Annotated in this window: 15 protein-coding genes; all 15 read left to right on the top strand. The window is 34.3% G+C overall.

The features are described from left to right. Positions 1 to 211 precede the first annotated feature (211 nt). From KQA_RS0200475 to KQA_RS0200405, 15 genes are read left to right on the top strand one after another with little or no spacing between them, the layout of a single operon-like run. A complete protein-coding gene (locus KQA_RS0200475; protein ID WP_010177204.1) occupies positions 212 to 844 on the top strand; it encodes a DUF4255 domain-containing protein in 633 nt (210 codons plus the stop codon). 5 nt (positions 845 to 849) lie between these two features. Further along, entirely contained in the window at positions 850 to 2,181 is a 1,332-nt protein-coding gene (locus KQA_RS0200470) for a hypothetical protein (protein WP_010177203.1), read from the top strand. Between the two features lie 24 nt (positions 2,182 to 2,205). Beyond that, entirely contained in the window at positions 2,206 to 3,615 is a 1,410-nt protein-coding gene (locus KQA_RS0200465; protein WP_010177202.1) for a phage tail sheath family protein, read from the top strand. A gap of 45 nt (positions 3,616 to 3,660) precedes the next feature. Beyond that, positions 3,661 to 4,575: a hypothetical protein gene (locus KQA_RS0200460; RefSeq protein ID WP_010177201.1), complete on the top strand. Its 915-nt coding sequence runs from the start codon at positions 3,661 to 3,663 to the stop codon at positions 4,573 to 4,575. 35 nt (positions 4,576 to 4,610) lie between these two features. Continuing rightward, positions 4,611 to 5,525 (top strand): hypothetical protein, encoded by a 915-nt coding sequence (locus KQA_RS0200455; protein ID WP_029209390.1) that lies wholly within the window; start codon positions 4,611 to 4,613, stop codon positions 5,523 to 5,525. A 30-nt stretch (positions 5,526 to 5,555) separates the two neighbouring features. Continuing rightward, positions 5,556 to 6,029, top strand: a complete 474-nt coding sequence (locus KQA_RS0200450; protein ID WP_010177199.1) for a phage tail protein — start codon at positions 5,556 to 5,558, stop codon at positions 6,027 to 6,029. An 8-nt stretch (positions 6,030 to 6,037) separates the two neighbouring features. Continuing rightward, positions 6,038 to 6,496, top strand: a complete 459-nt coding sequence (locus tag KQA_RS0200445; RefSeq protein WP_010177198.1) for a phage tail protein — start codon at positions 6,038 to 6,040, stop codon at positions 6,494 to 6,496. 10 nt (positions 6,497 to 6,506) lie between these two features. After that, positions 6,507 to 6,671, top strand: a complete 165-nt coding sequence (locus tag KQA_RS20125) for a DUF5908 family protein (protein WP_157366546.1) — start codon at positions 6,507 to 6,509, stop codon at positions 6,669 to 6,671. Next, positions 6,671 to 7,414, top strand: coding sequence for a CIS tube protein (locus KQA_RS0200435; protein ID WP_010177197.1), 744 nt, complete (start codon positions 6,671 to 6,673; stop codon positions 7,412 to 7,414). Before KQA_RS20125 ends, KQA_RS0200435 begins: the two co-directional genes overlap by 1 nt. Positions 7,415 to 7,452: 38 nt before the next feature. After that, on the top strand, positions 7,453 to 9,243 hold the full coding sequence (gene vgrG, locus KQA_RS0200430) for a type VI secretion system tip protein VgrG (protein WP_010177196.1): 1,791 nt from the start codon (positions 7,453 to 7,455) through the stop codon (positions 9,241 to 9,243). Positions 9,244 to 9,256: 13 nt separating this feature from the next. Further along, positions 9,257 to 9,547, top strand: a complete 291-nt coding sequence (locus KQA_RS0200425; protein WP_010177195.1) for a PAAR domain-containing protein — start codon at positions 9,257 to 9,259, stop codon at positions 9,545 to 9,547. A gap of 11 nt (positions 9,548 to 9,558) precedes the next feature. Next, entirely contained in the window at positions 9,559 to 9,981 is a 423-nt protein-coding gene (locus KQA_RS0200420; protein WP_010177194.1) for a GPW/gp25 family protein, read from the top strand. 14 nt (positions 9,982 to 9,995) lie between these two features. Next, positions 9,996 to 14,312: a baseplate J/gp47 family protein gene (locus tag KQA_RS0200415; protein WP_010177193.1), complete on the top strand. Its 4,317-nt coding sequence runs from the start codon at positions 9,996 to 9,998 to the stop codon at positions 14,310 to 14,312. Position 14,313: 1 nt separating this feature from the next. Beyond that, positions 14,314 to 21,474 carry a hypothetical protein gene (locus tag KQA_RS0200410; protein ID WP_010177192.1) on the top strand — a complete coding sequence of 2,387 codons (7,161 nt, stop codon included), beginning with the start codon at positions 14,314 to 14,316 and terminating at the stop codon, positions 21,472 to 21,474. Position 21,475: 1 nt separating this feature from the next. After that, complete coding sequence (locus KQA_RS0200405) at positions 21,476 to 23,140, top strand: contractile injection system tape measure protein (protein ID WP_010177191.1); 1,665 nt, start codon at positions 21,476 to 21,478, stop codon at positions 23,138 to 23,140. The last annotated feature ends 4 nt before the right edge of the window (positions 23,141 to 23,144 follow it).

Genomic DNA, 23,144 nt, shown 5'->3' with positions numbered 1-23,144 from the left:
CCTTAGACTAGCAAAAAATAATTCAACATATTTATACGAAATTCTTATCTGTAAATCGTATTAATCTAATTTAGACTGGAATTTAAAACCCTTAAAAATTATTTAATGTTTTGATTATTATGTGTTTATAAATCCCCAAAAATGGGGATTGTTTTTTTAAAGCTCCTTTTGGAAATTTACTAAACATCAAACAAGTATTAAAAGTAAGTGTATGATTGGGTTGGCTTTAAAATTAATTAGGGATGAGTTAAGTGAATATATTTTCGCTAACAAACGCCCTACAGATGCTATTCTTGCAGAGGATGTTATTCTACATAATATATCCTTAATGGAGAGTGAAGCACAAGATTTGAGCGATAAAATAGTCATTACGCTTGTGAATACAGAAGAGGAAAGCACTCTTAAAAATAGTAGTAACCTAATAAAAACACCAAATGGTATAAAATATAGTGAACCTCCGGTGTTTTTAAACCTTTATATTTTGATTTCTGCAACTTTGGGACAGGACTTACAGGATGCATATGAATTTGCATTGCACAGGTTATCGTTGGTATTACAATTTTTTCAGGCCAAAAAAACATTTACAGTCAAAAACTCACCTTTTACTACGATATCTAATGATGATAATATTCCGCAGCAAATTAAAGATGAAATCAGATTAAATATAGAATTATATACCCTCACTTTTGAACAAATTAATCATTTATGGGGGTCCCTTGGCGGGAAGCAAGTGCCATTTGCAATGTATAAAATACGCTTAGTCAATATTCAAGAAGCATCGAGTGTTACCGCTCCAGTAATAGAAGAAATTCAAAATGATTCCTTAGTCACCAATGCAAATTAAAAATTATGGATAGCAGTACAGTCATATATAAAAGGTTATTTGAGGTGCAGATCTTACATGATTATTATTTGACAGATGCTAAAGGGGTGTCTTTTTTCTCTATTAATAAAATAGATCAGGAAGGCATACTTTCTGTAAAAACAGAAAAGGGAACCTATAATATAAAGGACTTGTTTAACATAGAACCTGTTGATGAAACAAAAAAGATATTGAATAATTACAAATTAGTTTTTGCCAAAACGAGTTTAGGTTTTATAGTAGGTATAGAGGTTAAGGTGGAATTGGTTTTAAATGAAATTAGATATAAACCCAGTTTAACAATTGATAAAAATCTAAAACTAGCCTTTAAAATTCAAACACAAATTCCTTTTTTTAGAAGTGTTACTAATATCAGTTTTGGATCATTTAAACCGGCAATTCATTATTTTACAAATAAAGGTAAAGAGGTATTTAATGAAACTGATGTAGTTCCAAATTACGAATCGCTTTCATTGGCCAATAAAGCCATGACACATCAAAATGGATTGGCATATGAAATGGGAGCATATGTTGATTTTGCAGGAACCATAAAGGAAGCTAAGATTTTTACAGATGGAAATGTAGCTGCCGATTGGCAAGATGTATCAGATAAACGCTTTGTAACAGACGCGGATAAATTATTGTTGCCAGCTGTTTTTAGTTATGCATTTAAGCCTACTCAAAATGTAACAGATGTGGTAATCGAACTGGAAGATAAAGAAGGGCAATTGGTAAAAACGATTAGCAAATCAAGCACAAATGCTATAAGTACAGTTCTTTTAGATTTTTATAAAGTTGATGCTAATGATCAAGACTCGGCAATTATCCCTTCAGGCTTGTATACGTTAAAAATGATGTTGAATGGAGGAGCCGCTATTACATATCCTATTTACCTAAATGACGAATTGTATAGTAAAGATAATTTTGGGGTAATAGAAATCACTTTTGACGAAGAGGATTCCCCTTTTAGTTTATTGGATGCGCAAGGTTTTTTAAAAACTAGGATTAATGCAGCAAATGAAAAAATACCACATCCAATTTTTGAAATTCGATTAAAAAACAGAAGTACTTATTGGCGTTACAATGTGAGTGGGGATTTCTCAGCAGCCGAGGTAGCAGCAACGACTTCTTTTTTAACACATACAGATACTAAATTAATATCCGATATCCCTAAATCGCTTACTAATGCCTTAGTGCCTTTTATTAATGGAAGCACTTTAATGTTACCACATCCCAAATCATCAGATATCAAAATAGAGAATGATAGGATTTTTTCGGAAATCTATATAAGTCAGTCAAATCGATTATTGAATAGTTAAATGGATTTTTAAAGTAGAGAAATTATGAATTACAAAACGCCAGGAGTCTTCATTGAAGAAATTCCAAAACTACCACCATCAATTGCGCAGGTAGAAACTGCGATTCCGGCTTTTATAGGGTATACCCAAAAAGCCGAAGATGAAAGAGGAAATTCCTTAATTAATGAACCCAAAAGGATTAGTTCACTGTTAGAGTATGAACGTTTTTTTGGAAAGGCAGTACCCGAAGAAAATCTTTCAGTATTAATAAAAGAAACTCCAGGCGCGCCAGTTAATGTACAAGCATCTATTGGGGATAGAGCTAAGTATATCATGCAATATGCATTGCAAATGTTTTTTGCTAATGGGGGCGGTCCATGTTGGATTGTTTCGGTAAGTGATTATACTACTGGAATTGTAAGTTTTGCAGAACTTAAAGCAGGATTAGATGCTACGGAAAAGGTGGATGAAATAACACTATATGTATATCCTGATGCACAGGGAATGGATAATTTCTCTGATTTCTACAATCTTTTTGGCGAATCTATGGATTTGTGTGAGGAAATGAAAGATCGTTTTACCGTAATGGATATTTGGCAAGATCCCGAACAACCAGATTTGTTAGCCAATATTGAAACGATGCGTGATAATACCCCTCCAGAAGAAAACACCATTAAATATGGAGCTACATATTTTCCAAATGTAGAGACTATTTTGGATTATTACTATGGCGGTGAAGGTGTAGGAGATGCTCGAGTTACTATTGTGCACGAGGGAGGAGATGGTTCGTTCAATGGCACATTAGAAGAGTTAAAAACGAAGAATAATGCCCTTTATTTTCAAGCACAAAATTCCATTCGAAATTTACCTATTGTAATGCCTCCTTCGCCAGGGATTGTAGGTGTTTATGCAAGTGTAGATTCTTCTCGAGGCGTATGGAAAGCTCCTGCAAATGTGAATATGGATTATGTGATTAGACCAGTAATTAAAATTACGGACAAACAGCAAGAAAGTTTAAATGTGGATGTGAATGCTGGGAAATCGGTCAATGTAATACGTTCATTTGTAGGGAGAGGGAATGCCATAGTTTGGGGAGCACGTACCATGGCGGGTAACAGTAATGAATGGCGCTATATATCGGTACGAAGATTTTTTAACATGGTAGAGGAATCGGTTAAAAAAGCCTCGCTTCAATTTGTTTTTGAACCTAATGACCTTAATACTTGGGTAAGGGTAAAATCAATGATCGATAACTTTTTAGTACAACAATGGAAAGCAGGAGCCTTAATGGGAACCACTCCCGAGCAAGCTTTTTATGTAAAAGTTGGACTCAATGAAACCATGGATGAGGTAGATATTTGGGAAGGAAGAATGATTGTAGAAATAGGAATGGCGGTAGTTAGACCAGCTGAATTTATCATTCTGAGATTTAGTCACAAAATGCTGTCTGAGTAATATATAACTGGTCAAGGATAATAATAACTTTAAAATACTAGTAAAATGGCAGATATGGCAGGGAATGACGCTTTGAAAAATCCTGAAATAAAGATTTGCGAAAAGCTGAAAGACATTAAGAATGAAAAAAAAGCTTCAGAAAGTTTATACACGGCTTATGGAACCAAAAGAGATGCTAAAGAGATAGCTCGTGGATATAAAATTTGTTGCTTGGATAAAGCAACGGCCTCTTATGATATTTATCAAGATCTCATGAGTTGTATAGTTATAAAAAACTATAAAAAAGCAGGAATTATTCAAAAAAACGTAGATGAGTACATTAAAAAAGATGATGAGCTCGAAAAATTGATCAATGAGTCTTCAAAAATGATTAATGAGTTACGTGTAAAAATGAATGAAGCCAACAATGAGGCTTGCATTGTAGTCAATTGTGTAAAGGAGTGCATACTTCCTCCTAAGCCTAAAAGGACAAAAGGCAAAAAAGGGACTAATGATGATGAAGTATCAGATGATGTATCCAAAGTAGAGGACTTACTGATGGATATCAAAGAAAAAACAGCAATGTTAACTACTAAAGGACAAAATGCTTTTAATGGAGTAGTGAATATTGCAGGGATACAAACATTTACCAATACCGGAGGACTTAAAAATTTTGCATCAAAATTAGTAGATACGCTAAAAATATTTAATGATTGTGTTGCAGATAATGTAAAGAGCACCGAAAAGGATGTGAGCACGTATCGCGATGAGTTAAATAGTATTGTAGAAGAACTGGCTGAAGTTTCGTGCACTCTTTATAACGAAGGAAGTAAAGTGAAAGGTTTACATAAAACAGGGAAATTTATTTGCGAAGGCGAGTGCAGGGAGGAAGAATTAGAAATTTCATGTGAATGTGTAGATGCTGGCAATGATTGTAATACCACCGAGCATATGGCTACTCAAACAGCTAATGAAGATTAATAATAGGGTATTGATAAAAATTAAAAAATAGAATTATGAGTATGATTAAATTTTTGAATGACGATACCTGTTGTAATGATGACTCAGGTAACGGAGGTAATGGCGAAAAGAACTGTCTAACCAAATGGGAAGAAGATTATGCGAACGCATGTAATGTCTACAATGAAAAGTCTGCAGAATCTGAAAAATTAAAAGAACAATATGATAATTCATATAACTGGCAAAATAAGCTAGATAAATGGTTTGACCTTATTGATAAATCAAATGAAAAGGCAGATAATATTGTTATTGAGCTTGGCTTTTTTTACGGTCAAGTAAAGGAAGTCTGTAAAAATGCAAAATGTACAAGTAGTGCTTTAGAAAAACTACTCTGTCAAGTAAAATCAATTTTCGATTGTTTGTATAGCTATAATGATGCGGATAAAGGTTTAACGGAATTGATAGGTGATTTAATTAAAGCAATCAATTGCTTAAAGGATACTAAAGATGTTGATAAAGAAACAGCGGTTAATTGTGTAAAGGTTCTCGAAGAAAAAATTAAAGTAGTATGTGATCTTCAAGAGGCTATTCTATGTAAGTTAATTGATGCCTTAAAATGTGCCAATTTACTTTATGCTTATATCTGTGAAGAAGAAGGCTTGAGATTTAAGCTGGAGATAATGTTAAATGAATTTAAGGGAATCGTAGTAGAGCAGCCTAGTTGTTCCGATGAGGATGATACGGAGAATTATCCATGCGATGCTAAGGAAAAAAAGCCTCAGCCAACCTTACCAATTGTTAATGACGATTATTACAAGGATATTATAAAGGATTTAGCTAAAGCAAATACTAAAACACAGGAACTTAAGGAGGCATGGACAAAAAAGAAAAAGGAAAGTGATGATGCCTTGTCACGTAAAAACAGTTTAGCCGAAGCAATAAAAGCCGCAAAAGCAGCTGAAGGAAAGTAAACATTCTAAAAAAAAATAAAAACGAGTATCATGGCAGATAAAAAAATAGATTATCCATTACCAAAGTTTCATTTTAAAGTGGAATGGGGAGATAAGTTTCGTATTGGATTTACCGAGGTTAGTGGTTTGGATTTTGAAACAGAGGTTATTGAATACAGAGAAGGGGATAGCGTAAAATATAATAAAACAAAACAACCCGGATTAACTAAATACAGTAATGTTACCTTAAAGCGAGGAACATTTCAAGGTGACTTTGACTTTTATAAAGAATGGCAAAAAACCTATTATTTCCAAGAAGGAAATAAAACAGGTTCCAAATACAGAAGAGCTGTTTCTATTAGTTTACTGGATGAAAACCATAAAACAATTATTACTTGGCAATTGGAAAATGCATGGCCTAGTAAAGTACAGTCAACCGATTTAAAAGCGGATGCTAATGAGGTGGCTATTGAAACCATGGAATTAGTTCATGAGGGCTTAACCATTTTAGAAGCTAAAAACTAACACTATTTATGGCAAGTACGCATCAAATAGTAGGTTTTCATTTCAAGGTTTTTTTTACCGGACTTCCTAAATCAAATGGAACAGATATTAGTTTTCAATCCGTATCGGGCTTGGATGTACAAATCGAAAAAGAAGGGATGAAGGAGGGAGGAGAAAATAGATTCGAGCATCAAATTCCTGGACGTAGTAAGTATACTACGCTTACGCTGAAGAGAGGTATACTAAAACCAGAGGATTCTGGATTGGTTCAATGGTGCCAGCAAGCTTTTCAAGATATGATAGTAAAACCCTTAACTAATGTTGATGTCGAATTATTGAATGAGGATCATAAGCCTTTAATGCGATGGCAATTATCGCATGTATGGCCTGTAAGTTGGAAAGTTGGGGAATTAAACGCCGAAAAAGGAGAAGTACTTATCGAAACCTTGGAGTTAAACTATAATTATTTTGCCTTAAAAGCACCTTAAAAATTAAAATATGCCATTAGAAATTAGAGAATTAGTGATTAAAGCGAGTGTAGGGGATAGGAATTCAAGCGCATCAGCTTCAAGTGAAACTTCGGGAGGAAAAAATAGTGAAACCACGGTAAATGAAATTGTAGAAAAGGTACTGGAAATCATTAAAGCTAAAAATGAACGATAATGAACCAAAGAGGGAAACTTATAAAAGTATCTATTGAATCTTTTGATAATGAGGATTTTTCAAAACGATCCAATATCAAACCAAATCCGATTTCATTACCTGTAAATCCAGAAAGTTTTACTCAAAATTACAAGGTGAAACTAAATACACAGCAAGGGCAAGGAAATCAAGGTACTAATGCAAGTTATGAGGGTACAGCGCCAGAGGAATTGAAGTTGGATTTTATATTGGATGGTACAAATTCAATTCAGGGCTATAACTCAAGATTAAAGTTTAAACCGGATGTAACCACATTAACATCCGAAACACCGCTTCCCGTAAAGGAACAGTTAGAAATTTTTAAGAATACGGTCTATAATATGAATGGCGAAATTCATAGACCACATTTTTTAAAAGTGCATTGGGGGGATGGTTTTAAGTTTCCGTGTATACTTTCAAATTTAGATCTTAATTACACGCTATTTAAACCCGACGGGGATCCACTTCGAATAAAAGTGAGCGCTACATTTTTAAATTATGTAGCCCAAAAAGAAAGAGTAGCTAGAGAGCGTAAACGATCTCCAGATTTAACACATGTAAGATTAGTTAAAGCCGGGGATAGACTCGATTGGATGACAGATCAAATTTACAATGATCCTAAATATGTAATGCAAATAGCTAAAGCTAATGGGTTAACCTCGTTTCGGAAAATAAAACCAGGAGTGGAAATGGTGTTTCCTCCTATAGAAAAAACAGTTGAATAAAATTAAAATTTGTAATCGATTAAAGGACCAAAAGTATAATGAAAGATAGAGAGATCCCTGTAGAAGTATCACACAATATATCCACATTTGATATACTAATTGATGGGAAATTAGTCGATCCAGGCTATCAGGTACTTTCTATATCTATTCAAAAAGAAATTAATAGAATTCCAACCAGTAAGATTGTTTTACAGGATGGAAACGCATCGGAAGAAACATTTGAAATAAGTGAAAAAGAAGAATTTTTGCCAGGAAAATCAATCGCCTTAAAAATTGGACGAGACGGTGAAAATAAGCTATTATTTAAAGGGATTATTGTAAAGCATAGTATAAAAATAAAGGAGAGTGGAAAAACGGAATTGATTTTAGATTGCAGGGATGAGGCAGTTAAAATGACTATAGGAAGACATAATTTTTATTATGAAGAGGCAAAAGATAGTGAAATCATGGAGGAGGTTATTGGGCGGTATACACCACTTAGTCACGATGTAGAAGCAACCACAATAAAACACCTTGAAATGGTACAGCATCATTGCACCGATTGGGATTTTTTATTACTAAGGGCTGAGGCCAATGGAAAATTAGTTGCTGTGGATGATGGCAAAATTAATATCAAAGCACCAGTAACAAATACCGACCCTAGTATATCCGTATTATTTGGATCAACACTTATTGATTTTGAAGCCGAAATGGATTCAAGAGATCAATGGACTACAGTAGAAGCTAAATCATGGGATTATGCTGGTCAAAATATGTTTGAACATGTAACCGAGAGTGTGGGGATTAATGAACTTGGAAATGTAAATGGTAAAGATTTAGCAGCAGGGATAAGTCCTGAAAAATATGAGCTAAGACACACGGGACAAGCCATCACCGAAGAGTTACAGGAGTGGACTAAATCCATAATGCAAAATAGTAGACTTTCAAAAATAAAAGGGCGTGCAAAGTTTATCGGTTTTGGAGGAGTTAAACCTGGGCAATTAATAGAATTGCAAGGGGTGGGAGCTCGATTTACTGGAAAAGCATTTGTATCTGCGGTAAGGCATGATGTGTATAATGGGTCATGGTATACGCAAGTGCAGTTTGGGTTAAAGGCAGATTGTTTTTCACATATTCATAAAAACATAACAGATGCCCCAGCCGCAGGTTTGGTACCAGGGATAAGTGGATTACAGATAGGAAAAGTGGTGCAATTACAGGATGACCCAGAGGGCGAAAATAGAATTTTAGTACGACTGCCTATTATTGATAATTCGGCACGTGGTGTTTGGGCAAGACTAGCCACTTTAGATGCGGGTAAAGCAGATGAAGGCGTTTCGGGTAGAGGAAGCTTTTTTTTGCCAGAAATAGAGGATGAAGTGATCGTAGGTTTTTTAAATGATGACCCACGAGAAGCTGTAGTACTTGGTATGCTACATAGCAGTGCTAAGCCAGCACCCATGGAGGCGCAGGATACAAATCACGAAAAAGGAGTAGTAACCCGATCAGGGATGCGCGTACATTTTCATGATCAAACAAAAACAATAACTATTGATACCCCAGCAGGGAATAGTATCAAATTAGATGAAGATAGTACTTCGATCACCATCGAAGATCAAAATGGAAATGTAACCAAAATGAATCCATCGGGAATTGAAATGAATAGTCCTGGGGATATAAAAATAGAAGCTTCAGGTAATATTGACATAAAAGCAGGAATGAATATGACTTTAGAAGCGCTACAGCTTGCTGCAAAAGCAAGTGCAAGTATGGAAATTAAAGGAGCAACTACCAGTGTTTCGGCCGATGGGCCAACAACAATAAAGGGAACGCCTATAAATATTAATTAATAAAAATAAGGATATGCCAGCAGCAGCTAGAATTGGAGATATGCATACGTGTCCATTATCAAATGGTCCTGTACCTCATGTAGGAGGACCAGTTATTGGACCACCAAAATCAACCGTGTTGATAGGTGGGCAGCCTGCTGCCGTGGTAGGTGATATGTGTGTATGTGTTGGTCCGCCAGATACTATAGCAAAGGGATCAGCAACAGTGTTTATAGGCGGGAGTCCCGCAGCACGGATGGGTGATTTAACATCACATGGAGGTACAATTGTTCAAGGCTTTCCAATGGTAATGATTGGGGGATAAAATAGAGAAGAATGAATGCAAACAAAGCATATTTAGGAACAGGTTGGTCATTTCCGCCAACATTTGATATCGATGCCAAAACGATCACTATGGTTAGTGCCGAAAAAGATATTGAGCAAAGTTTGGAAATTCTACTTTCAACCAGTTTGGGGGAACGGGTAATGCAACCCGAATATGGCTGTAATTTAAAGGATTACCAGTTTGAAAATGTAGATAACGCACTCATTGGTTTTATAAAAGATGTGGTGGAAAGAGCGATTCTTTATTTTGAACCAAGGATAAAATTAGAAAGAATTGATATTACTGAAGAAGATTCCTTTGAATTGATCGAGGGAAAACTAAAAATCATTGTGCATTATGAAATCGAAGGAACTAATACGCGAAATAATTATGTATATGATTTTTATTTAAGAGAAGCTGATCAAGCGATATAAATAAGTTTAAGTAAATGAAGCATCCATCAAATATAGCACACCCTTTAAAAAATAGTACGGGGACAAGTCAAAAGGATAGACTTATACAAGCATTGGACCCCAGTGCAGTACCTATTGATGGAAAAACCTTGGCCGATCGTTTGTATATGATTAGTGGGTATGCACAACAAATTAATTTTTACCAATACCGAAATACTGCAATTGATGGGGAATTTCAGGATATAGATAATTGGGGAACTTTTTTTAAGAATAGTTTGCCATTTCAGTTGGCAATATTAAGTAAAATAGTAGTGGAAGATTTGGAAGTTCAGTTTTCATTATTATATAAAGAACTTACAGAAAATCCATCCAAAGAAACCTTAGAAGCCTTATTTAATTTTATTGAAACAAAACTTAGTAAACCTACAACAGCATTGTTTACTACAGTACAAAAGCAAGAGAATAGTTTTACAGATTCGTTACTAGCCATTATTAAAACTTCGTTTGCCGAAGCCATGAAATCTTTTATAGGCTTACATAATTCAAGTGTCAACTATTTATGTGTATCCAAAAAGAATTTCAATGATTTTTTACAGCTTCCTTGGCAATTCGAGGTGATTGATATTTATGCTATTGACGGATGTATTCAAAAAGTTAAAAAGGGAAAAAAAGAAGCGCTGTTAAAAGCGGGAGCGCAATTGAATGGCTTATTTCTTAAAATAATAAATGGAGTACAAGCCATTGTTGAGGCTGCTCCAAATTATATAGAGGAAAGTTTGTTACCATTACAAGCCTCACTTCAACAAAAACATGAACCCCATATCGCCTTATTGTTTGCTTTTTTAGAAGTATTCAAACATTTTCAAGGCAATATAAATGAGTTAAGTAAAAAGCATTTAGACTTTTTTTACGAAGAAGTATTAAAAATGCTTCCTAAAGATGCCGTACCAGATCAAGCACATATTGTTTTTGAAGTGGCGAATCATCAAGAGCAATATGTATTAAAAAAGGATTTATTATTAAAAGACAGTAAGGATGCCAATAATCAAGATATACAATTTGGTTTAGATCATGAGGTGGTAGTAGACAAATCCCAGGTTAAAGAGGTAAGAACACTTTCATTAGTTCCAATTACGGACAATAATGATAAGACCTATATAGAAGGGGTTTATATGGCTCCAGTAGCGAATTCAGCAGATGGAAAAGGCAAGAAATTCAAAGAAGATCAACCAATCAACTGGGCAACACTTGGCGATAAGTATAGCAAATACATAAAAAAAGGGAAGGAAATAGCAGAGGAACACCCAAAGGCACGTATAGGTTTTGTGTTGTCTTCACCAGTATTGTTGTTGGAAGAAGGAGAGCGTTCTATTGAAATACGTTTGAATTGCAATTTACCAGAAGGAAGTATTTCAGCTGCAAAAATTAAACAGAATTTAGATGAAATTATAGCTCAAAAACAATTTTCATTTAAAAAAGAAACTGTTGAAAATTGCGAAACAATAACAAAGGAGACCAAGAATTATTTACTAAACCTATTGGGTAATGAAGAAGTATATGTGATAGGAAATAATTTAGAACTGTTTTTAACACAAAAGGATCCTATTAGTTGTTTGCCTCTTTTTAATGACAATGAAAAAAAACGATTGTGCGAGTGTGGTATTTTTGAAGAAAACATGTCAAAAGTGGGGCAGTTGTTTTTGATGTCTTTTAGTGGTGAAAAAGATTGGGTAATTCCTAAACAAGAAGCGATAGAGGACTTGGTGATTGATTTACCTCCTTTTTCGGACTTGAATACAACTGCCGATCTCCAGTTTATATTTAGGTTGAAATTAACAAAGGAAGATCCTAAGGTGGTGTTTTTTGATGAAGAAAAACTGAAGGAGAAAATTGATGTAAATACGTCGTTTCCTTTAGTTAAAATAGAACTCAATCCAGTTATTGAAAAGTTAGAAAATGTGTTGACTTGTGATGATATCATTGGTGGTAGACCTAAAAATGGCAATAAAAAAGGATGTTGTTTAAAGCAAGAAAAAAAGAATGTAGGAGAAATTTCAATTTCACCATATCACTTTTTACAAGGCATCAAGTTAGTAGATGCAAAAATTAAAGTTAATGTTTGCGGGCTTAAAAATTTAATTGTTCAAAATGACGAAAATTTACAAGATGTAAATAAACCCATGTTCCCATTTGGTCCAAGACCGAAAGTTGATGCAGCGTTTATTATAGGATCAAAAGAGGTTTTTTGCAAAAATTGGCAATCATTTCGCTTAGGAGTAGAATGGAAGGACCGTCCTGTTGATTTTGAAACGTATTATGAAGCTTATAATTTAGAAGATGGGGTGAATATCACTACAAATGTTTTTGAAATTAGTGGTGGTGTTTTAGATAAAGGGGTATGGGAAGATGGTGGTGTGAATAAAAGATTATTTACCTCAAAAAACGGATTCACTCCTTGTCCGGCAATTAATGCAGCATATAATTTTAATGGGTATCGGTGGAGTCGTGGGGATTTCCCAATTACAGCCTATGAGGCTAAATCAATGCCTAAGGAACCTTTAACCCCGTTAACGGTTAATTCTAGAAAAGCTTTTTTTAGAATAAAATTAAAAGGAGAAGATTTTCAGCATGATAGTTATGCATTTGTGTTGGCCAAACAAATGATGGCTTTGGCTAATATTTTAGATCCAAAGTCTATTGAAACAATAAAGGATGAGGTTGATAATATAATTACATTATGTGATGAGTCTGAAGATCGAATTGATGCTATAAAGTCGTGGGGAGGAACGCTAGAAGACCTTCAGGATGAAGTTGAAAAAGCACCTCCACCTCCAATGTTTGCACCGATCAATATACCTTCAGATATTCCAGGGGATCTTTCACCATATGGTTTAGAAAAAATTGACGAAAGTTTATGTGGTAGAGCAGATAAGATTAAAGCTGTTTTTATAGCAAATAATGCCGATAATGCCATACTTCCAAATGAACCTTATACACCTGCTATAAAATCCTTGTTTGTTGATTATAAGGCAGAAGCGACAATGAATGATATGGATATTACACATTTGTATCCTTTTGAAAACACATCAAAGTTCGAAAATATTGAAACCAAACCCACCTTATTTCCTTTTTTTAATGATGAAGGAACACTATTTATTGGTTTAGAAAAAATAACTATCGGAGGTAGTTTATCATTATTATTTCAATTAGCAGAAGCTACTGCCGATTCGGAATTGGATCGTGCCGAAATTTATTGGCATTATTTAAGTACTAATGAATGGAAATTATTGCAGTATGATTTTGATGTGATTTCGGATGAAACAGATCGTTTTACGGTATCTGGAATTGCAAGTATTAGTATCCCAGATGATATTACTAACAAAGGGAATACCGTTATGCCCGATTCATTGTATTGGATTAAAGTATCGACACCTAAAAATGTCAAAGCAGTTGCCGAAACTATTGGTATACATACGCAAGCAGCTAAAACTTCGGCTAGATTTAGTCCCCTAAATGATAAAAATAGATTGGAAACTCCTTTGGCGTCAGGAAGCATAGCTAAACTGGTGAATGGAGATTTTAATATTAAAAAGGTGGAACAAATTTATCCTTCATTTGGAGGAAGAACACCAGAAGTAAACGGGCATTTTTATACCCGTGTAAGTGAGCAGTTAAAGCATAAAGGGAGGGCATTAATGCTATCCGATTATGAAAAAATTATATTGGAAGGCTTTCCCGAAGTTGAAAAAGCCAAATGCATTACCCATACTATGGGATTATCTGCTATAGATTACAAGCGTGATTTGGAAGTAGCGCCAGGTTATGTGGTAATTACGGTCATACCCGATTTAGCAAAGTTAGAATCAGGGAACTTAATTGTGCCCAAAGTACCGGTAAGTTTATTGGAAAAAATAGGGGATTATATACGGAAACGTACTTCGCCCTTTGCACGTATAAAAATAATGAACCCAAGGTACGAAGGCGTTGATGTGGCAATTAAAGTAAGATTACATAGAGGGAAGTCTCCTGATTTTTTTACGAAAAAACTGAAAGATGATATCACCCTATTTTTAGCGCCATGGGTGTTAGGTGATATTGAAAAACTAGCTTTTGGTCAATTAGTTCGCTATTCAGATATTATTGGTTTTGTTGAGCAATTAGAGTATGTGGATTTTATAGTGAAGTTAGAATTAACAGGACTATGTGATCAAAAAGGGGCTATTATAAAACCATTAACGGCTAGAAGCGTTTTAGTACCCGGAAACATATGTGTTGAAAATGAGAAAGAGACCTGTTTGGAAGCAGAAGCTACACAAAAATTGAAGTCTAATAAAGTACACCAATTGACATAAAATGGGAGGATTATTAGAAAATACCGCAGCTGTTATTAAGCAAAATGATCCAGATATTCCTGAGTATTTAGATTTTGATCGCCTACGCAGAGAAGGTCTGGAACATATTGGGAATTTAGCAGGTAAGATTTGGACAGATCATAACGTTCATGATCCAGGAGTTACTATTTTGGAGGTACTCATTTATGCATTGCTTGATTTAGGCTATAAAACGAACCTGCCTTTTAAAAATTTAATTGCCCAAAAAGATAATTCTGAACAGGATGATAATTTTTTAACTCCTTTAGAGATATTGACTATAAACCCAGTTTCTGTTACCGATTACCGAAAATTGCTGATAGAAATTGATGGGGTTCGAAATGCCTGGTTAGAAATAGCAGATCAAGAAGTGGCGTTGTATGTTGATCAGCAAATGGATCGTTTAACATGCACACCACCAAGTACACCTAATGAAGGCGAGGAAGCTAGTTTTGAAGAAGCCCTACATGTTATAAATGATAGGGAAGATTGTTTACTTAATAAAGAATATGAACAGCTTTGTTTAAATGGCTTGTATAAAGTCTATATAGAAAAAGAAGATGATGTGATTGATGAAGCGGCATTAATTGAAGCTGTTAAAAGCTTCTTGTTGGAGCATCGAAATTTATGTGAAGACTTTATCCAAATTGAAATTTTAAAACCCATTGACTTTGGTGTTTGTTTGGAGGTAGAAATTACTTTGGGTATTGATCCTAAAAAGGTGTATTCAAAAATTATAAAGGCCGTAAGGAATTATTTTCAACCAGAAATTAACTATTACACGCTTAACGAACTTTTAAACAAAGGAAAAAGTATTGATGCTATTTTTGAAGGAAGACCGTATCTCAAAGAAAGTTTTGGTTTTGTTGATACAGATGAACTGGAAAAATTAGAAAAAAGAAATAAAATCCACCTTTCGGATTTGTATGCGGTGGTTTTAGCCATTGAAGGCATTCAAAAAGTTAAGAAAGCACATATAAATAAAGGGAATAGTTCGGGTAGTTTAGCTTGGACACATAGTCTTAATAAAGATGAGGTTCCTGTTTTTTTATTAGAAAATTCATGTATTGACTTGTATAGCCAGCAAGGAATTATAAAACTAGATAAACTAAAAGTACATCAATCATTATCCTTTGGGAAAAAATTTAGACTTCCGTTGACCAGTTTGGATAATGAAATTCCTATGGGTGTTTATCATGATGACTTGGGCGAGTTTTATTCCATTCAAAATGACTTTCCAGTAGTGTATGGTGTAGGGGAAGATGGCTTAGCCGAAAGTGCTACTTTATTAAGAAAAACACAAGCTTTACAATTAAAAGGCTATTTGTTATTTTATGACCAATTATTGGCTAATTATACGTCACAATTGGCCAATATTCGTTCTTTATTTTCATTAAAATCAGAAGCCGAATATACCGAGGAAGCTTGTAAAACCTATTTTACGCAACTACCAGATAGTATACCAGGTATTGAAAGTTTATTAAAATTTCATACCACTACCGAAACTCAAAACGGGAGTTCCGTAGTGGCCTATCCTGTTCAAAATAATGAGGCATGGAAAAAAGCTATAGCTTTATTGGAAGCACATCCGCGAACAGAATTTAGTATTGGTAATTATTGTGATCATCAAAGTGGTTTGGTGGATTTGGTAAGTTTTGAATCCATAAACAAACGATCTATACATATCAATCAATTGGTAGATGTTTTCTTTTCTAAAAAATATAGTATTCAAGTTTTGGAAGATCGTTTTGGCTGCTTTTTTGTGCTTTATCCCAATACCTCAAGTGAATTACTACTGGTAGGAACAAAACGTTACAAGTCCATTAATGAAGCAAAGAGTAAAGCCAAAAATGTAGCTTTTATGGCTTCGACAGTTACGGGTTATAATTTGGTTACTGATAGCTTAGGAGGAGCAACGCAACATTATTTTGGGATTGCATTTCATCCTGTTTCTTACTTGGATGTTTTACAGGAATTAACCGAAAATAAAGAGGAATATAGTACCAGACGACAACTCTTTTTAGATCATTTATTGGCCCGATTTGGCGAAAGTTTTACGGACTACACTTTGTTGCAATACAAAGGCAACTTAAATGAAACCACACTGGATCAAAAAAGGATTGCAGATCAATCGAGTTATATAAAAGAATTTGCAGATTTAAGTAGAAACAGAGGGAAAGCCTTTGACTATCTAAAGCCAGCATGGAATACAGACAATGTTTCTGGATTTGAAAAAAGAGTCTCCTTATTATCAGGAATAAATAATTATGAGCGAAGAAATTTATGCAATTTCGAAGTCACCGAATGTCACAGGTTTGTACTAAATGATGCTAATGGAAATTTACTTTTTAGAAGTAATCGTAGTTATGAAAGTAAGGAAGAATTACTTCTTGCAGCTAATAAAGTTTTAGTACAGCTTAGGGACCCTAAATCATACAAAAAGTTAGAAAAAACCTTAAACGGATTTAACAGATCGGTCATAAGTAGATTATTTTCTGCACAAGCATCGGCAGAAAATATAGTGACTACAAAATATAATTTTCATCAACAATTAACAGACCATAAAGGGATCGAAGTGGCTAGAAGCACGAGTCTGTTATCGGAAACATTAGCATTAAAAAAGCAGGGGGATTTTATAAAAAAAGGAAAGCAGCAAACACTTAAAAATGAAAATGCCGTATCCCGAGAATGTCGTTTGTTGCCAGTGGCTCGCGAACATTGCTTTTTGGACGCATATCGCTTAGATCAAAACTTAGAAATAAAAACACTTGAAAGTTGGAAATGGCACATTCAGCATCCTATAAGCAAGGAGCATAGAATGAGTGCTACCACTTTTTCTTCGGTAAATGAAGCTTGGGAAAATGTGTTAAATGAAGGCGCATTAGATTCATATTTAACCCAACATGATTCCGCTTACAAATGGAAATTAAACATTGCAGGAAGTAAATTGATGTTTGAAGGTGTGGGGTGTTATCCGGATAAAAGCAAGGCGACTGATGCTTGGCGTAGGGCTAAAGTATTGGGGAGTGATGCCAAAAATTATGAGGTAGTGCAGCAAGGGAATCAGTTGGCTTTAAAAAATGAAAAGAAAAAGATTATAGCACTAGCCTTACTTCCTGAAAAGGAACTAAAAACGATTATTGAAGAAAGTACTATAGCTTTTGGAAAACGAAATACAAAGCCGAGTATTGAAAAGGTGGCTGATAAAGTAGGCTTTAAGGTGCAACTAAATGAACAAGACGCTTCATTAATTAGTTATGACGTATATCATTCAAAAAAAGAGGCGTTGTTAGCCCTCGAAAAAGCCTTTAGTTTAGGTGGAGATAAAAAAAACTATTTACAATCGGGTGATGAAGGAAATCCAGAATATAGTTTTTTATTACGTGATACGGATGGTTCTTTTTTAATGATGCCACCAGAGCATTTTGAAATTGCAACAAATAGGAATAAAGCCCTAAATGCAGTAGCACGATTTATAGTTAAAAATGAATCCCCAGTACGTATAAAAAAAGAACCGAATACATACAATTGGTCACTTTTTAATGCTGGGAATATAGTACTACAATCAACGTCTGAATTTACATCTAAAGCAAGAGCAAAATCAGATTTTGATAAGACAATTGCCACAGAGGCCTTACATAGTTGCGAAGCATTGTGTAAGGAACTGTTGTATGATTATAAAGTGGTAAAAATACCCGCAGCGTTTAATTTTATTTACGGAAACACAGATGCAGATAATGTGTTTAATCCTCTTTTTATAAGTAGTAAAGCCTATAAAAAAGTTGAAGATACTAAAAAAGCATATACCGAGTTTGTTGATAAATTACCCCAATTAACATTAAAAGAAACTAAAAAAAGTAAGGGGAGTGGAGAGTTTACATTGTATGATAAAGCATCGGTTGTAGCAACTCAATTTACTAAAAGCAGTATACCAGATGATACTACTAAATTGGCAATAAGTGCTTCGGAAAAAGCAAGTTTAAGTGAAGCCGAGCAGCTGAAAAAGTATATAAGTAATGCTTATGTAAATAGTGAAACTCCGAATAATGATTTTACTATTTCGGATATGGCTCAAGATGGACAGATTTCATATGAATGGCGATTTTTAAAAAAGAATATGCCATTAGCAATACATCCAAGTTTATGTTATGAAAAAGAAAATGCATTACAACTTAAAAGAGCTATTTGTGATGTTATTCCACCAATTCAATTAAAAAAATGTCCCGATAAACCTATTGTAATTTGTCCCGAAATGGATAAAGATAAATTTCATTATCAGGTGTGTTTTAATACAAATGAAGAAGAAGAATTTGTTCTAATAAGTTATGTAGGTTATAAAACAGCGGAGGAAGCAGAAGGGGCTTGGGAAAAAGAATGGCTCGAGGTTATTACTTATGCCAGAAATACAAATCAGTATATCAAAAGGGGTAAAATTAGTATTGTTGAACAATATTATGACCATGAATCAAATACTTGTGAAACGGACGCATTTATAGCAGTAATACCAAACAAAAGAAAAACAGCACAGAAAGGACAGGGGTTGATTGAATTTTATGTTCAATTGGCGGAGTTATTTCCCATATACAAAGTTGAAGTAGCGGAAGACAATGAAGTACGTGTGTATTACAAATACCGAGTGGTTGTAAAAGAAGAGGAACGTATTGATGTTGGCGATTGTATAAGTACACATGCAGAAGAGGCAGGAGGAAACCCACTGTGGGATAGTGTGGCTCGTTTTTCTAGCATTGATGAAGCAATTGAAGCTTATCAACATTTTTATGTATTAGCTGGAACGTCTAATAATTGTAGACTGTTATGTGAAAAGGGCAAATTTTATGTAGGACTTATTGAAGTACTGGCCGAAAGCGCGTGTAATTTTAAAAGTGAAGCCGAAGCATGGGATAATGCTTTTCCTAAAAAGCTAGATTCGTGCAATGATTGTATGCCAGGGGGTTTACGCGAATTTATATATGCCGCCGAGGATACTCAAAATTATATTCCAGTTTGTGATCAAGATTATTGGAAATTTAAAATAGTATCGCCTAAGTATTACGTGGCTAATCATAGTTGCTGGTACGATGATAAAGGTGATAGAGATGAACAAATTACTACATGGTCTTCAATTTTAGAAGGTTTGGATTGGAAACTTTTTTCTTCGGGCTTATTTTTTGAAACAAATGTAGAAACTCCTGTAGGAGCAGCGCCGGCTACTCATTTGGTTAATCCACAAAAAGAAGGCTTTAAAAGTAATTGTGATTTAGTTAATGAAATACGCCAGTGTATTAAAATTTGTGAGGATCAGGCTAATGGGAAAAATGAGCTTAAGCAGTGTATTATTGAAAGTATAAAAGGCTTTCAAAAAAAGGATGAATTAATAAAGCTGTTTGATAATGATATTGATGCATTTTATGCCTTGATAAACCGTTTCCCTATTTATAAAACAACAGCCGGTTATGGATTCCGATTGTATTGGTCTGCAAATGACACTATGGTTTCGGAAACAGGTTTACGCCCTTGTGGTTGTGATGAGGATACCATACCTAGAGAAGAGGATACTAATACTTGTAAAGAAGTTTATCCCTTTGTAAGTAAAAAATACTACTCTTGCTGTTCGGAAGCTTTATTGGAGTTTGAGAAATTTTGTCAATTAATAGCAGACAAGACTTATACAGTTGAGTGTGTTTCCAAAGCTAAATATGGACCGTATTCATTTCAAATAGTAGACCCTAGCAGGGAGTTAGCTTATCATCCACAACAATATAATTGTTTGCAAGAGGTGGAAGATGCTATTGAAAGAACTAAGGCATGTGTAGACAATACAGGGATGCACTTGTTGGAACATATTTTATTACGACCAAAGCATATTGGTGAATGTAGCTCTTCTTTTGTGTTAGGAGGTGATGACGTGCTTCAAACAAAAAGTTGTTTACTTCCCATTTGCCCCGATTATTGTTGTGAAATTCCGTGGAAACCAGATATGGATAAAAATGATCCATGCGTTGACAATACGGCTATAAATACTATTTATTACCTACCCGGTTCGGATCCTTATTCTTTTTGGGCTACGCTGGCACTGCCTTCATGGGTAAAACGTTTCCGAACAAAACAATCACGAGAGGCTTTTGAAAAATTACTATACAAAGAAGCTCCGGCATTAGTAGGGCTACATATTTTATGGTTAAGTCCAAAGGATATGTGCAAGTTCGAAGATGAATACAGAAGATGGTTAACATGGAAACAAGTTCCAAAAAAAGATATTGAAGATGAGGTAGATGTAGGGCAACAAGTATGGTGCGAGCCAGAAAAAGGTCTTCCTATTTGTGCTTTAGTGGATTGTATAAAAACATTAAAGTCGGAGCCCGTATGTGAAACATCAGCAGAGGCTCAAAATGATTGTGATTGTAACTCAAATGAGTTTATAAATGATGATGAATGTTGCTTGCCTAATGATACAGAGGGGAGCATATTTTGGTCTTGTTGTGAAAGAACCCTAACTGATTTACCACAATTTAATGAAGCTCAGGCCCTGTTAATGTCATCAACAAAGGAAGATAGTTTAGCAGTAGTAAAAGCAGAAGAGGTATTAGAGCAAAAAAAGAAAAAAGTTAATGGGACTCCAAAAAATAATGCTTCAAATGTTACTAAAATAACATCCAAAAAAGTAATTAAAAAGAAAACAGAAAAAGCAGCTAAAAAAGAAATAAAAGAGCATGATTTATTGGCTTTAGTTAGAAAAAGAAAACCAAAGTATCTTAAAAATATAGAAGTACTTTCTAATGAAGATATGCAGAAAACGAAAAGTTATGAGCGTACTGTTTTCTTTCTTAAAAATACACCAACACTAACAGCTTATGTACAGTTAGTTAACTTTTTTAAACGCTATAGTTTACAAAAGGATAACAATATTGCGGGCTTTTTAGGCTTGCTAAAAAATGCGACTTGGCATTTGCTAGATCAATTAGTAATGAATCAAAAACAAGAATTAGTTACAGGTGATATAGATCTTTTAAAATCCAGCTTAAACGTATTAAACGAAAAAGGACTTACAGGGAAAGTAATTTATAAGGAGTGGAATATTGAAGAGGTAAAGCAAGTAACGAACACTAAAATGCTTGCTCAAGTAAAACAATTAGTAAACTCATAAAATGGCAAATAATCATCTCATAGGAAAGCAGATTTTGGAATTGGAGGTAAAAGCATCCGATCCTGTTTATTCAATGCAGCAACACTTGAGTGAGTTAGTTTGGAATGTTTTGTTACCCGAATTAAGTAAATTGTTTGATCGTTTAGTGAGTGAAAATGAAGTGGTAAGTATTGATAGCATCACATTAAATATTGGTGAAATTAACTTAAGCAATGCAGCTACTATAAATAATATTGTAAATAAAATAGTAGCCTTGCTAACTCAAGAAATTAAAAATAAATTAAAAGAAGTAAGGGGAAATAAAAAAGATGTATCAAGAAGTGCTTCCAAAAATGAAAGGGGGATAAATGAACCTTCTTTTCTTCGGGAATTACAATTATCTGCCAAGGAAAAAGAAGCGTATCTTAAGCAATATTTGAAAGAAAAGTCAACTGAAAAAGATGCAGTTGAGGTTATACAGGATAACAATAAACACCAATCCATTAGGAGGTATTATTTTGAACTATGGTTACATTGGTTGCAAAAAGGCACCTTTAAATCCTATACGATTTTACCCGAAAGCAATTGGTTAGAATTGGTATTGGAAACATTGGCTGTAGATATAAATGCGGTTAGTGCATTAAAAAAAGTGGTTGCCAAATATCCAATGGCTCTACAACGATTAATACTTCAGCATACTACTAAAAATTTAATTTCTATTGTAGAATTATATACCACAATTTCACAAACAAAGTTAATTGAGTTTTTTAAAGAGCTCAATATTCTTTTTAAGGAACCCGCATTAAAATTGGTGTTTACTAATTATAGAGCTTTTGAAATTAAAGCTTGGCAATTAATTTTTGAATGTGTGATTTTGCAAAGAGAAAAAATGAACACAATTTCCCTAGGAATACATGTCATTCGTAACTCACAAATAGGGCAATCCAAAGACTTGTTTAAAGAACATATTGAGCTACATCAAAACAAATATGCTTTTATAAATGTATTACTTAAAGAAGAATACACTTTTGTTTTAAATAAAAGTAAAACAAAAAATAGATCAGATTCCGTATCCAAAGCCCCTATTTTTAATGAAGGAGCAGAAGTGAAATTGATAAACATACAACATGCCAGTATAGCGGAACAAGAGGTAGAGAGTTTTGAAAAAAAAGAAGCCTTGGATGAATTGCCTCAGTTTTTTAAAAATGCAGGAATTGTTTTGATTCATCCTTTTTTAAAGCATTTGTTTGAAAAGTTAGATTTAATAACTGGGAGTGAGTTCACTGATTCTTATTGTCAAAGTAAGGCGGTATTAGTAATTCATTTTCTAGCCACAGCTAAAGAAAAAGCCTTTGAATATGAGCTAGTATTGCCAAAATTTTTATGCGGAATACCTGCCAATTTACCAGTAGATCATACAATAACGATTACCAAAGAAGAAAAAGAAGAGGCTACCAATTTGCTTACAGCAGCCATAGATCATTGGGGAGCTTTGGGGAGTACATCACCCGATGGATTACGAGAAGGTTTTTTAAGTAGAGAAGGGAAATTAGATAAGCAAGAAACAGGCTGGAAATTAATAGTAGAAAGAAAAACACTAGACATTTTATTAAATCGATTACCATGGAATATAAGTATTATAAAATTACCATGGATGGAAGAAGTACTATATGTAGAGTGGATTTAGTAAA

It is taken from the genome of Aquimarina agarilytica ZC1 (assembly GCF_000255455.1).
GTDB classification, from domain to species: domain Bacteria; phylum Bacteroidota; class Bacteroidia; order Flavobacteriales; family Flavobacteriaceae; genus Aquimarina; species Aquimarina agarilytica.
This window is presented reverse-complemented; position numbering and strand designations above follow the sequence as displayed.